This is a genomic window from Kitasatospora sp. NPDC048296, from assembly GCF_043201815.1.
Classification (GTDB): Bacteria; Actinomycetota; Actinomycetes; order Streptomycetales; family Streptomycetaceae; genus Kitasatospora.
In genome coordinates, this window is sequence record NZ_JBICZB010000014.1 from 14,847 (window position 1) to 27,833 (window position 12,987).

Here is a 12,987-nt window from a genome sequence, read left to right on the forward strand (position 1 = left end):
CACCCTCGGGACGTTACCGCACGGTAGACGGCGGGGTTCAGCTGCGGAAGGTGTCGTAGGCGGGGGCGAGCAGGGTGGCGAGGTCGCGGCCGTGCACGGTGATGCCGGAGCGGCCGAGGCGGCGCAGCGAGGGTTCGTCCGGCTCCTCGTCGGGCTGTTCGGGGCGCAGGGTGAAGTCGCCGCGCCAGTAGGCGGCGATGTTGACCATGGGCGCCTTCGAAGCGACCGGGTGCTGCGGCTGGTCGGTCACGCGTCCTCCTCGGCGACGGCGTCCTCGCGGGTGAGGGCGACGAGTTCACGCAGGGCCCCGACCGGCAGGTCGGTCAGCCAGTGCTCCCCCTCGCCCACCACGGTGTCGGCCAACGAGCGTTTGGCGGTGAGGAGTTCGTCGATCCGCTCCTCGACGGTGCCGACGCAGACCAGGCGGCGGACCTGGACGTCCCGGCGCTGGCCGATCCGGAAGGCGCGGTCGGTGGCCTGCTCCTCGACCGCCGGGTTCCACCAGCGGTCGAGGTGGATCACCTGGTTGGCGGCGGTCAGGTTGAGTCCGGTGCCGCCGGCCCGCAGCGAGAGCAGGAACACCCCTGGCCCGTCGGGGGATTGGAAGCGGCGGACCAGCTCCTCACGGCGGGCCCGGGGGACGCCGCCGTGCAGGAAGAGCACCTCCTCGCCGAGCCGGCGCTCCAGGTACGGGCGCAGCATGGTGCCGAACTCGGCGTACTGGGTGAAGACCAGCGTCCGGTCGCCCTCGGCCAGCGCCTCCTCCAGCAGTTCGGCGAGTCGGGCGACCTTGCCCGAGCGCTCGCCCAACGGCGAGCCGTCGTGCAGCAGTTGGGCCGGATGGTTGCACACCTGCTTGAGCTTGCCGATCGCGGCCAGCACGGTGCCTCGCCGCTCCACGCCCCGGATGCCCTCGACCCGCTGCAGCAGGTCGGCGACCACGGCCTGGTAGAGGCCGGCCTGTTCGGCGGTGAGGTTGCACCAGACGGTCATCTCCTGCTTGGCGGGCAGTTCGACCGCGACCGCCGGGTCGGACTTGAGCCGGCGCAGCACGAACGGGGCGGTGCGGCGCCGGAGTTCGGCGGTGCGCTCGGGGCTGCGGTGCAGTTCGACCGGGATCGCGTAGCGCTCCTTGAAGCGCTCGGCCGGGCCGAGCAGGCCTGGGTTGGCGAAGTCCAGGACGGCGTGGAGTTCGGCGAGCCGGTTCTCCACCGGGGTGCCGGTCAGGGCGATCCGGTGGCGGGTGACGGTCAGTGCGCGGATCGCCCGGGACTGCGCGGTGCCGGTGTTCTTGATGTACTGCGCCTCGTCGGCGACCACCCGGCGCCAGCGGATCGCGCGCAGGGCGGCGAGGTCGCGCTGGACCAGCCCGTAGGTGGTGATGACCAGGTCCACGCCCCGTACGGCTTCGGCGAGTTGCTCCGCGCCGAGGCGGTCGGTGCCGTGGTGGACGTGGCGCCGCAGGCCGGGGGCGAAGCGCTCGGCCTCGCGCTGCCAGTTGCCGACCAGGGACATCGGACAGACCAGCAGGGTGGCTCCGGTGGCGCCCTCGGCCTGTTCGGTGGCCAGCAGGGCGAGGGTCTGCACGGTCTTGCCGAGGCCCATGTCGTCGGCCAGCACGGCGCCGAGGCCGAGCCCGGACATCGTGCGCAACCAGGCCAGGCCGCGCCGCTGGTACGGGCGCAGCTCGGCACGGAAGTCCGGCGGCAGCGCGAGGGCGTCGGGGTCGGCCGACTCGGCGGCGGCGCGGCCGGCCAGCAGGTCGCCGAGCGGGCCGTCGGCGCGGACGCCGGTGACCGGCAGTCCGGCGACGGTCGCCTCGGGGTCGAGGGCGAGCCGCAGCAGGTCGGCGGCGGCCAGCAGGCCGTCGCGCTGCTCTGTGAGGAAGGCGAGGGCGGCGGCGATCTGTGCCGGGTCGGCCTCCAGCCAGGTGCCCCGGACGCGCACCAGGCCCTGTTTGGCGGCGGCGAGTTCGGCGAGTTCCTGTTCGGTGAGCGGGGTGCCGTCCGGGCCGAGCGCGGCCTGCCAGCGGAAGGCGACCACGGCGTCCCGGTCGACCTGGCTGGTGACGGCGAGGGTGCCGGGCGCGGGCGGGGTGACGGCGCGCAGGGCGAGCCCGAGCCGGGGGCGGCGGCGCCACCAGGCGGGCAGCAGCACGCCGAAGCCGTTCTCGGCGAGCGCGGGCGCGGCGGCGCGCAGGAAGTCGAGCGCGCCGGCCCGGTCGAGCGGGAGGGCGGACGGGCGGGGGCGGTGGCGCAGCCCGTCCAGGGCGGGCCAGCGGTGGGCGGCGCGGGCGAGTTCGGCGGCCAGGACGTCGGCGGGTTCCCGGCCGTCCGTGGTCTTGCGGGCGAGCGCGGCGTGCGCGGCGCCGCCCTCGTGCAGGTCGGCGGCGCGGACCAGCAGGGAGGGCTCGTCGACGGCCTGGAGCAGGAACTCCAGCTGCCAGGCGTCGTCGGAGGGGCGGCCCTCGGGGTCGTCCGGGTCGGGGCCGAGCGGTTCGAGCAGGCGGAAGCAGAGCCGCAGTGCGGGGTCCGCGGGTTCGGCGGCGGCGTACCAGGCGTCGATCCGGTGGCGCAGTTCGGCGAAGTCCTCGGCCGGGACGTCGCCGAGTTCGCCGGAGGGGGTGGCGAGGGCCTGCAGCCAGCGGTCGGCGGTGGCGGCGCCGGCCGTGGGAAGGGGCTGGTCGGCGAGTGCGGCGCGGGCCTCGGCGTCCACCAGGGCGCCGAGGGCGGCGTCCAGCAGGGCCTCTCCCGTTCCGGCGCCGGTGGGCCACTCCCCCAGCAGCACCGGCGGGCAGCCCGCCGCCAGCGCGGCGGCCTCGCGGCGCCCGGCCGGGGTGGGGTCGGGCCGCCAGCGGGCCTGCGGGCGGCCGTCGGCCGACACGGGCAGCGGCAGCAGCCGACCCCGGCCGACCGCGCGCCAGGCGAGGTCGTGCACCCCGGTGAGCCAGCGCAGCGAGGGGCCGTACACCACCTCGACCCGGCCGGTGCCGGGCAGGTCGGTGCCGGTGACGGCCCAGTGCGGGTCGTGCACCTCGCCGAGCAGTTGGGCGGCGGCCGCGGCGTCGAAGAGCAGTGCCGGGACCCGCCAGGGGGTGAGGACGGCGCCGCCGCGCGGCGGGGTGACCGGCAGGTCGGGCGAGGGGGCGGGCAGGGCGCCGACGGTTGGCAGCAGCAGGGTGGCCCAGCGTTCGGGGGCCTGGCCGGCGAGCCAGCCGAGGCCGGGTCCGATGCCGCCGAGCACGGCGGCCAGTTCGCCGGCCGGGCAGGCGTAGGGGTGGGCGCACGGGGCGGGCCGGTCGGGCTGCGGTTCGGCGGGGCCGGGGTGGGTGCGGGCGTCCTCGGCCCAGAGCGCGAGCCGTCCGTCCGCCCGCCAGAGCGCGTGCAGGACGAACATGAGGGGCCTCTCGGGGCGGGGAGCCGGTTCTTCGCAGCCTAGCCGCGTGGTCCGACAACGGCCGTCGGGCCGGGCTGTGGGGCCGATCGGGTGAATCAGAGGAACGCCCCCACATCTGTGGTTGAAAATTGAACGACATCGCCGTACGCTGGAGCCAAGAAGTTGAAGCCTAAACAAATGGCTTCGAACCCGAGGAGGAGCCATGGGCCTGTTCAACCGCACCAAGACCACCGCCGTCCCCGTCCCCGTCCGGACCCCGGCCGGCCCGGACCTGTCGCACCTGAGCGGCGACTGGGCGATCGACACCATGCACAGCGAGATCGGCTTCTCGGTCCGCCACGCGATGGTCACCAACGTCAAGGGCCGCTTCGCCGAGTACGACGGCAAGCTCCACCTCGACGGCGCCACGCCGGGCAACTCCTCGGCCGACCTGGTGATCAAGGTCGCCAGCATCGACACCAACCAGGCCCAGCGCGACGAGCACCTGCGCACCGGCGACTTCTTCGCCGCCGACACCTACCCGGAGATCCGCTTCCGCAGCACCGCCACCGAGCAGCTCGGCGACGACTCCTACCGGATGACCGGCGAGCTCACCATCAAGGACACCACCCGCCCGGTGGTCCTGGAGCTCGAGTACACCGGCAGCGCCACCGACGCCTACGGCGCCGAGCGGGTCGGCTTCGAGGGCAAGACGGTCGTGGACCGCACCGCCTTCGGCCTGACCTACAACGCGGCCCTGGAGACCGGCGGCGTGCTGATCGGCGAGAAGGTCAAGCTCAGCTTCGACATCTCCGCCGTCAAGGCGGCCTGACCCGGCCGTCCACGGCCCCGGTGACCCGGCGACCCCTGCCGCCGCCCACCGACCGCCGCCCCTGCCCACACCCCCGGGGCAGGGGCGGCTTCCCATGCTCCTACCGGCGCCGCGCCCTACCCGCCGACCAGCGCCGCGTCCGCCGACGGCAGCCAGCTGCCCTGCGGGCGGCGCAACCAGCCCTCGGCCGTACCGAGTCCAGCCGCCGCCCCGGCGAGCGCCCGCAGGCCCGGATGACGCTCGCCGGGCCGGTGCACCAGGCTGACCAGGCTCAGCGGCACCGGCTCCACCAGCGGCACGTTCACCGCCCCCGGGATCCTCGGACCGCCGACCGTGGTCAGCATCGGGTCACCGTGCCGGGCCAGGTAGCGGGCGGTCTCGTCCAGGCCCACCGGCGGGACGTACGGCGCGGCGGCGGTGAGGCCGTGCTCGCGCAGCAGCCGCTCGCCGAGGTCGGTCCACTCGGTGGTGGCCGGGTTGCCCGCGCAGATGTCGACGGGGTGCCCGGCCAGCTCCGCCAGCCGCAGCACCGGGCGGCCGGCCAGCGGGTGGGTGTCCGCCATCATCACCGAGATCCGCTCCAACCGCACCGGCAGCTGGGCGAGTTGGCCGCACACCGGGGCGGGCAGCCCGGCGAAGCGGCCGAAGGAGGCGTCCAGCCGGTGCGCCAGCAATTCGGCGGCGGCCGCGGCCAGTCCACCGTGGAAGCGGGCCAGCAGCTCGCCCTCCGGCCAGTCGGCGCGGGCCCGTTCGAGCACCCGGTCGGCGGTCAGGTCGGGGCCGGTGACATCGCTGTTGAGGTCGAGCAGCAGCGGCCGGGCGGCGGCCCCGGCTCCGGCCTCGGCGAGGATCTCGTCGTGCAGGGCGAGGAGTCGGCGCACCCGGGGCACCAGCCGCCGCCCGGCCGGGGTGAGCTCGACGCTGCGGGTGGTGCGGGTGAACAGCGCCTCGCCGAGCAGCCCCTCCAGGGAGCGGACGTCCCGGCTGAGCGCCTGCTGGGCGACGTGCAGCCGCTCGGCGGCCCGGCCGAAGTGCAGCGTCTCGGCGGTCGCGAGGAAGCCGCGGAGCAGTCGGGGGTGCAGGTCACGGGGCATGCCCGGCAGATTAACAACACGGTGTTGTGAGTACGGCGAAACAGGTGTTGGACGCCCGGCCGCCACCGCCGCCAGGCTTGGCGCATCCCCCTCCGTCCTGATTCCCAGGAGCCCGCTTGCCCTCGCCCGCCCTCCTCGCCTCCTACCGCCGGCTGTTCTCGGCCCCTGGCGCCGCCGCCTTCACCCTGGCCGGGCTGCTCGGCCGGCTCGCGCTGTCGATGAACGGAGTCTCGCTGGTGGTACTGCTCGCCGAGCGGCGCGGCTCGTACGCGCTGGCCGGGACGGTCTCGGCGGCCGGGCTGGTCACCGGGGCGATCGGGATGCCGCTGCTCGGACGGCTGGTGGACCGCTACGGGCAGTCGCGGGTGGCCGTACCGGCCGCGCTCTACAACGCCGCCCCGCTGCTCGCCCTGCTGCTCTGCGTCCGGCTCGGCGCACCGGACTGGACGCTGTACGCCTGCTGGGCGGCCTGCGCGGCCGCGCCCAACCTCGGCGGCATGGCCCGGGCCCGCTGGGCGCACCTGTACCGGGACGACCCGGCCGCCCGGCACCTGGCCAACTCCCTCGAACAGGCCCTGGACGAACTGTGCTTCATGGCCGGGCCGGTGCTCGCGATGCTGCTCTGCACGACGCTCGCCCCGGAGGCCGGACTGCTCACCGCCGGCACCCTCGGCACCACCGGCGCCCTGCTGTTCGCCGCCCAGCGGCGCACCGAACCGCCGCTTCCCGTACGGGCTTCGACCGAGCAGCGGCACGGCTCCCCACTGCGGGTGCCCGGGCTGCGGGTGCTGGTGCTGACCTTCCTGGCCACCGGCACGGTCTTCGGCGCGACCGAGATCACCACGGTGGCCTACGCCGACGCGCTCGGCCACAAGGCGGCGGCCGGCGGACTGCTGGCCCTGGTCGCGGCCGGCTCCTGCGTGGCCGGGCTGCTGTTCGGTCTGCTGACCCCGCGTCGGGCACCCGGCACGCGCTTCCTGGCCGGGGCGGCCGCGATGGCCGGGGTGCTGCTGCTGCCGCTCGCGGCCGGACTGGGCGGGGCCGGGCTCGGGGTGCTCGGGGTCGCGCTGTTCGCGGCGGGCACGGCCACCGCGCCGACCATGGTGACGGGTGTGACGCTGGTTCAGGAGCTGCTGCCGCAGCGGCAGTTCAACGAGGGGATGGCGGTGGCGGTGTCCGGCATCGTGGTCGGCATCTCGGCCGGCGCGGCGCTCGCCGGGACGGTCGCCGAGCACGCCGCCCCCGGCACCGGCTACGCGCTGCCGGCCTCGGCCGCCGCGCTCGCCCTGCTGATCGCGCTGGCCGGGCGGCGGCACCTGATGGCGCGAAAGGGACCGGCCGCGGCGCGAAAGGAGCAGGCGCCGGAAAATCCCGAGCGGGTTGTCAGTGCCTCCGTCTAACTTCGAGGCATGGCGGAAATCACCTACGTCCAAGGCGATGCCACCACGCCCCGGGGCAAGGGCGTGAAGGTGATCGCGCACGTCTGCAACGACCTCGGCGGCTGGGGCAAGGGCTTCGTGCTCGCGCTCTCCAGACGCTGGCCCGAGCCCGAGGCGGCGTTCCGACGCTGGCACCGGGAGCGGGCGAAGAACGACTTCGGCCTCGGTGCCCTGCAGTTGGTGCAGGTCGAGCCGTACGTCTGGGTGGCCAACCTGGTCGGCCAGCGCGGCATCCGGACCGGGCGCTCCACCGGAGTGCCGGTGCGGTACGAGGCCATCGACACCGCGTTGGCCGCCCTGGGTGAGCGCGCGCTCGAACTCGGCGCCTCCGTCCACATGCCGCGGATCGGCTGCGGACTGGCGGGCGGGCGCTGGGCCAGGGTCGAGCCGCTGGTGGCGGCCCGGCTGACGGCGCGCGGCATACCGGTGACGGTCTACGACATCGACTGACCGCTGGTCGACGTCCGGCCGGAGGCCGGCCCGGGCGCGGCCGGCCAGGCGTACACGTACTCGGGCAGCAGGTAGCCGCCCGGGAAGACGCCTTCCTGCGCTCTGATCCGTATCCCGCCCTCGCGCTCGTAGAAGGCGACCGCGCGGGTGTTGCCGCTCAGCACCTCCAGGTACAGCTCGGCGCCGGGGTGCCGCTCGGCGACCTCGGTGCGGGCGGCGGCCAGCAGTTCGCGGCCGATCCCGCCGCCGGTGCGGCCGGGGCGGACGTGCAGGTTGTCCACCAGCACCCGGCCGTCGGGCTGGGGCACCAGATAGACGAACCCGGCCGTCTCACCGGCCTGTTCGGCGATCAGCAGGACCGGAGTATTCTCCGGCTCACCGTAGTCCGCCGCCAGGCGCAGCTCCCACAGCTCGCGCCGCTGGGCGGCCAGTCCGTCCCCGATCGCCTCGTCGGGGACGATCCCCCGGTACGTGGTGCGCCAGCTGTCTGCATGCAGCTCGGCGACGTGCGCGGCGTCCTGCGCTCCGCCGTGCCGGATGGTGGTCTGTCCTGAACCGATCATGTGACGAGCCTCCCACAACAATGGAGTTGAACATGTTCAATCGAACCCGCTACAGTTCCCACCAGCTTTTGAACGCGTTCGAAATAACGGGGGTGGTGGTCGCGGTACCGGATGCGGAGGGGGCATCCGGTGCCGCGAGCACCGACAACACCGACACCGGATGGAACGTCGTCTCCGGTTAGGCTCGTGCACGTGGACGACCTGGCAGCGACGAACCGAACGGACGGCGAGACGGGTGCGGCCGATCTTGCGGCCGCACCCGGCACGGACACCGGGCCCATGCCCGGCGGCCGGGCACAGCCGAAGACCGACAAGAGCGAGGCGACCCGGGCGCTGATCCTGGAGACGGCCATGCGGCTGTTCCAGGAACGGGGCTACGAGAAGACCACGATGCGCGCGATCGCCACCGAGGCGGGCGTCTCGGTCGGCAACGCCTACTACTACTTCTCGGCGAAGGAATTCCTGATCCAGGGGTTCTACGACCGGATGACCCACGACCACGCGGCCGACGCCAGGCAACGCATGGCCCACACCCGGGACTTCGCCGAGCGGCTGCAGATCGCGCTGGTCTCCTGGCTGGACACGGCCGCCCCGTACCACGAGTTCGCCGCGCAGTTCTTCCGCACCGCGGCCGACCCGACCAGCTCGCTGAGCCCGTTCTCCGACGAGTCCCACCCGGCCCGGGCGACGGCGGTCGAGCTGTTCCGCGAGGTCCTCCAGGGCTCCGACCTGGCACCGAAGCTGGACGCCGAACTGGGCGAGCTGCTGCCCGACGTGCTCTGGCTGCACCTGATGATCGTCGTCCTCTACTGGGTCTTCGACCGGACCGAGGACACCGAGCGGACCAGGGAGTTCGTCCGGCGCTCGACCCCGATGGCGGCCCGGCTGATCAACCTCTCGCGCTACCGGGTGTTCCGGCCGATCGTGCGCGACGCCAAGGGACTGATCCAGGATTTCATCCTGCCCACGATCGGCAAGACGGCCGTCAAGTAGCGCCTCCGCCAAGGACCTTGTGGCACGCCTCAGGCCGGCCCGCGAAGCGCGGGCCGGCCTGGGTGCGTATTGGCGGCTCAGAACTCGGTCGGCGTCCAGGCCCGCAGCGGGGCGCGCAGCAGCAGGTCGGCGGCGGCCGCCGCGCCCGGGCGCAGCTCGGTGAGCAGGGCGGCCGCCGCCAGCCTCGGAGCCGTCTCGGAGCCCAGGTAGAGCGAGCCCAACTCGGAGGCTCCGAGGGCGAGATCGGCGTCGTCGGTGGTCCGGGTGCAGCGGCCGGTGCCGTCCCCGGCGACCTCGATCGCGAAGCGGCCGGAGGCGTAACCGAGCCGGTCCTCGACCTCCAGCACGACCCGGCCGGGGGCACCGTACGTCCGGGCGTTGAACGCGGCCTCGACGTCCAGCAGCCGCAGCCACATGGCGTCGGAGTTGTCCTCGCGCGGCGTCGCCGCGCGCGGGTCCTGGAGCAGCAGCGGCAGCGGGTCGTCCGGGGAGAGGCTCTCCACCACGACCTTGCGCACCCAGTCGACGGAGAGGACCAGCCGCCACAGCTCGGCCGCGGTGGGCAGGTCGAGGGCGATGAACTCGTCCACGGTGAGCACCGAGTCGGGGTAGGCCCCGTCCCACTTGTTCTCGACCCGGTAGACCACCAGGCCGGTGACCTCGCCGTCGGCGTCCCGGTGGACGGCGGTGAACGGCTCCTTGAAGTCGCTGCCGGGCACCCGGATCTCGTTGGTGCGGCGTTGCCACCAGATCTCGCCCCGGGTGATCGCGCCCGGCTGGGTGAGCCGCCAGCGGTCGTACAGCTCGGCACCGAACTCGCGATGCTCGGCCAGGGTCACGAAGTCGATCCGGCCGCCGGGCACGCCCGGCAGGCCCTCGCGCAGACCGCGGGTGCGCCCCAGGTCGATGTTCCAGCCGCAGCCCCAGGTGGCCGGGCCGAAGCCGAAGCGGCCGTAGATGTTGTACTCGGCGGCCATCAGGACGGCGACCGCGCAACCGCGCTCGGCGGCGGAGGCGAGGTCGCGCCGCATCATCGCGCTGAGCAGGCCCCGGCGGCGGTGCGTCGCGCTGACCGTCACGTTGGTGACCGCGTCGGCCTGGACGACGGCCCCGCCGGGGACGGCCAGTTCGACGTCGAAGCTGCGGTAGGTGGCGATCTGGCGGTCCCCGTCGAACCCGGCCAGCATCCGGCCCGGCTCCCACTGCATGCGGCGCAGCTCCGGCGCGACACCCGCGTGCGGGCGCAGGAAGCCGAAGTTGAGCGCCCGGTTCCAGGCCTCCACCTCCTCCACGGAGACGGCTCGGACCTGGAGCCCGTTCACGGTGTCAACGGAGGTGTCATCGATGGTGTTGCCCATCGGGCCACCGTACGGCGGTGGCCCGATGGGCGGCATCCGATTTATTCCGTGCCCGACCCGGTGTGCTCCCCCGGTGTCACGACCCAGTGGTTGGTGCGCAGCATCCGGTCCGCGAAGTCGAGGTCGCGTTCGCCGAGCAGCCGGAAGCCGAGCGCCCGGCAGATCCCGTTGGACGGGCCGTTGGTCACCCCGGGGTTGGCGTGCACCTCGCCCCAGCGGCCGTCCTCGGCGGCGGCGTCCAGCAGTTCACGCACCGCCGCCTTGGCGAGGCCCCGGCCCTGGTACTCGGGCAGCACCATCCAGCCGATCTCGGTGACGACGGCGCCGTCCTCCTCGTCCTGCCAGAGCGTGATCGTGCCGGCCGCCCCGCCGTCCTCGGCGCCGTCCGGGACGATCACCTTGATCCAGGCGCTGTCCGCCGCCGCCAGTTCGATGTCCTTGCGCAGCCGCGCCTCCACCTTCTCCCGCGGCAGCGGCCCGCCCAGCTCGGCCATCATCGCCTCGTCGCACCGCATCCGGACGTACGCCTCGATGTCGCCCGCTTCGACGTTCCGCAACCGCACGATGCCTCCTCAGAAGTGGTCGGAGCGGCCACGTTAGCGTCGGCCACCGACATTGGTGCTCCGGCTGGTCGTCGACCCGGTCGACGGGGGTTGCGGCGGGGGTTGCGGCTCACCGACCGGTCGGTAGCCTGCGGAGCACACCATCGACGCACAACGGGGGGAAGCGTGGGAGTCGGCGAGTTGCTCGCGGAGAAGGAAGCCCGGGCGAAGCGGAACGTGGACCTGTTCGGGCAGGCCTGCCGGGTGGTCCTGACGCTGCTGGTGCTGGCGGGCTGGGCCTGGACCCTCTACCTGGCCTTCCTCGCCTCCTGTGAGGTCGGCCACCACGAGAGCCAGTGCGCGGACCGCACCTGGAGCACCGTCCGCGTCGGTGTGGTGACGGTGCTGGTCACCTTCGCCCGGCTCTGGCAGGTGGCCGCCCGCCGGATCCGGCGGCTGGAGGACGAGCTCGCCGAGCGGGACTGACCGGGCCGGCCCCCGCGACACCTCCGTCGGGTTCCGCCGCCGGAGCCGCCACCGCCGGTTGACTGGTCGCCGCATTCGTTCGTGCGCGGCGAGGAGGCCGACGACTGTGGCGAGGTACGTGATCACCCCGGAGGTGGCCCTGCGGCTGACCCGGGACGGGACGGCCGTCCCCGACGGGCACCGGCTGCCGGCCCCGACCCTGCTGCGCTCGCAGCTGCTGGCGCTGCTCTACGGCGCGGTCCGGCGGTCCGAGCTGACCAGGGCGGATGCCGAGCGCGCACTCGACGGGGTGCGCGCTCTGCGGATCCGGCTGCTCGGCGACCGCGTCCTGCAGGCCACCGCCTGGGCGATCGCCGAGCAGCTCGGCCACCCCGACACCCTCGCCGCCGAGTACCTGGCACTGACCCGGCTCCAGGCGGACGCCCTGGTCACCCTCGACCCGAGGCTGGCGAGGGCCGCGAAGGGTGTGGTGGCGCTCACCCCGCTCGAGGAGCTGACCGGGCGTTGGCCTCGGCCGTCAAGGGCGGGCGTAGAAGTCCGGGGTGCCCATGATCCAGAGGCTGGCCTGTTTGACCGGCATGCCGACGCGGGGGGCCTCGATCATCTGGTCGTCGCCGATGTAGAGGCCGACGTGGTGGATGTCGGCGGCGCGGCCGGTGTCGGTCCAGAAGACCAGATCGCCGGGGCGCAGTTGGCGGTAGGTGATCGGGGTGGACTGGGCGTACTGGTCGGCGGCGAAGTGGTTGAGCTCCTTGCCGCCGGTGCGCCAGGCCATCATGGTCAGCCCCGAGCAGTCGTAGCCGTCCGGGCCCTCCCCGCCCCAGATGTACGGAAGGCCGATCTTGGAACGGGCGAAGGCCACGGCGGCGGCCGCGCCGTCGGCGGACCAGGGGCGGGCGACCGGCGGCACCGCCGGCGTCTTGGCCGCGGCGGCGGCAGCGGCTGCCGCCTCGGCGTCGCGGGCGGCGATCGCCTCCAGGGCCTCGCGGCGCTTGCGCTCCAGCTCGACGGTGGTGTTCCGGGCGGCGGCCAGGTCGGCGAGCAGGCGTTCCCGGCGCTGGGTGGCGGCGGCGACCTCGTCCTGCTGGGCGGCCAACCGCTGCCCGGCCCGTTCCTTGGCGGCGCCGACCTCGGCCGCGGCCTTCTCGGCGGCCGCGGTGGCGGTGCGGGCGGTGGCGGAGGCGGCCTTGGCGGCGGCGGCCGTGGAAGTGGCGGCGTCCAGGATCTGCCGGGTGCGCTCGCTGGCCACACCGACCGCGGCCGCCCGGTCGCCGGCCTCGCGCGGACCGTGGGCGCCGAGCAGGGCGTTGAGCGCGGACAGTTCGGCGCCCGCGCCCTGGCGGTACGTTTCGGCGGCCAGTCCGGCGGCGGCCTCGGCGGCCTCGGAGCGCTCGGCCTCGGCGGCGGCGGCGCGGCGGGCGGCGGCGGTCTCGTCGGCGCGGGCCCGGGTGAGGGCGAGCTGGGCGCCGTTGTAGGCCTCGACGGCCTGTTCGGCGCTGCGGCCGGCCCGGTCGAGTTCGGTCCGGGCGGCGGTGAGCGCGGTCTCCAGGGCGGCGACCGTGGTGGCCTTGCCGTCGGCCTCGGCGCGGGCCCGGTCGATCTCCTCGCTGGTCGGGTACGGGTCCGCTCCCCCGGCTTCTCCCCGGGCCTGGCCGGCCGCCGGTTCGGGGTCGGCGGGGGCGGCCTGGGCGGCGGGGAGCAGCCCGAGCAGGGCGGTGAGGGACAACAGGAGAGTCGGCAGGAGCCTGCGCGCCACGAGACATCCCTTCTCACGGGTCCGGAGGGGACGGCGGCGGACGCCGAGCGGCGCGCGGGCGGGCGGCCGGGTGGCGGGGAGTCCGCGACGAATCGTCCC

General features: G+C 74.5%; 13 protein-coding genes. 6 read left to right on the plus strand and 7 right to left on the minus strand.

Annotated features, from left to right (window positions below; genetic code table 11):
* Positions 1–37: 37 nt before the first annotated feature.
* The gene (locus ACGF12_RS11340) at positions 38–250 is read right to left on the minus strand and encodes a hypothetical protein (RefSeq protein ID WP_393028053.1); all 213 of its coding nucleotides are present in this window, start codon (positions 248–250) and stop codon (positions 38–40) included.
* Positions 247–3,396, minus strand: a complete 3,150-nt coding sequence (locus ACGF12_RS11345; protein WP_393028054.1) for an SNF2-related protein — start codon at positions 3,394–3,396, stop codon at positions 247–249. Before ACGF12_RS11345 ends, ACGF12_RS11340 begins: the two co-directional genes overlap by 4 nt.
* 202 nt (positions 3,397–3,598) lie before the next feature.
* On the opposite strand from ACGF12_RS11345, the gene ACGF12_RS11350 reads away from it, so the two are divergent.
* Positions 3,599–4,207 (plus strand): YceI family protein, encoded by a 609-nt coding sequence (locus ACGF12_RS11350; RefSeq protein WP_393028055.1) that lies wholly within the window; start codon positions 3,599–3,601, stop codon positions 4,205–4,207.
* 116 nt (positions 4,208–4,323) lie between these two features.
* On the opposite strand, the gene ACGF12_RS11355 is transcribed toward ACGF12_RS11350, so the two are convergent.
* The gene (locus ACGF12_RS11355) at positions 4,324–5,301 is read right to left on the minus strand and encodes a LysR family transcriptional regulator (RefSeq protein WP_393028056.1); all 978 of its coding nucleotides are present in this window, start codon (positions 5,299–5,301) and stop codon (positions 4,324–4,326) included.
* Positions 5,302–5,417: 116 nt separating this feature from the next.
* Between ACGF12_RS11355 and ACGF12_RS11360 the strand changes: the two genes are divergently transcribed.
* Both ACGF12_RS11360 and ACGF12_RS11365 read left to right on the plus strand, forming a co-directional pair.
* Entirely contained in the window at positions 5,418–6,701 is a 1,284-nt protein-coding gene (locus ACGF12_RS11360) for an MFS transporter (protein ID WP_393028057.1), read from the plus strand.
* A gap of 9 nt (positions 6,702–6,710) precedes the next feature.
* Entirely contained in the window at positions 6,711–7,190 is a 480-nt protein-coding gene (locus tag ACGF12_RS11365) for a macro domain-containing protein (protein WP_393028058.1), read from the plus strand.
* Here the strand turns inward: ACGF12_RS11365 and ACGF12_RS11370 are convergent.
* On the minus strand, positions 7,175–7,753 hold the full coding sequence (locus ACGF12_RS11370; RefSeq protein WP_393028059.1) for a GNAT family N-acetyltransferase: 579 nt from the start codon (positions 7,751–7,753) through the stop codon (positions 7,175–7,177). The genes ACGF12_RS11365 and ACGF12_RS11370 overlap by 16 nt on opposite strands.
* Positions 7,754–7,785: 32 nt before the next feature.
* Between ACGF12_RS11370 and ACGF12_RS11375 the strand changes: the two genes are divergently transcribed.
* Entirely contained in the window at positions 7,786–7,935 is a 150-nt protein-coding gene (locus tag ACGF12_RS11375) for a hypothetical protein (RefSeq protein WP_393028060.1), read from the plus strand.
* A gap of 10 nt (positions 7,936–7,945) precedes the next feature.
* Positions 7,946–8,746 carry a TetR family transcriptional regulator gene (locus ACGF12_RS11380; protein WP_393028061.1) on the plus strand — a complete coding sequence of 267 codons (801 nt, stop codon included), beginning with the start codon at positions 7,946–7,948 and terminating at the stop codon, positions 8,744–8,746.
* A 77-nt stretch (positions 8,747–8,823) separates the two neighbouring features.
* Here the strand turns inward: ACGF12_RS11380 and ACGF12_RS11385 are convergent, their stop codons facing one another.
* Positions 8,824–10,104: a GNAT family N-acetyltransferase gene (locus ACGF12_RS11385; RefSeq protein ID WP_393028062.1), complete on the minus strand. Its 1,281-nt coding sequence runs from the start codon at positions 10,102–10,104 to the stop codon at positions 8,824–8,826.
* Positions 10,105–10,145: 41 nt separating this feature from the next.
* On the minus strand, positions 10,146–10,667 hold the full coding sequence (locus ACGF12_RS11390; RefSeq protein ID WP_393028063.1) for a GNAT family N-acetyltransferase: 522 nt from the start codon (positions 10,665–10,667) through the stop codon (positions 10,146–10,148).
* 165 nt (positions 10,668–10,832) lie between these two features.
* Between ACGF12_RS11390 and ACGF12_RS11395 the strand changes: the two genes are divergently transcribed.
* Positions 10,833–11,132, plus strand: a complete 300-nt coding sequence (locus tag ACGF12_RS11395) for a hypothetical protein (RefSeq protein WP_393028064.1) — start codon at positions 10,833–10,835, stop codon at positions 11,130–11,132.
* 517 nt (positions 11,133–11,649) lie between these two features.
* Here ACGF12_RS11395 and ACGF12_RS11400 read toward each other — a convergent pair.
* Positions 11,650–12,888, minus strand: a complete 1,239-nt coding sequence (locus ACGF12_RS11400) for a C40 family peptidase (RefSeq protein ID WP_393028065.1) — start codon at positions 12,886–12,888, stop codon at positions 11,650–11,652.
* Positions 12,889–12,987 lie beyond the last annotated feature (99 nt).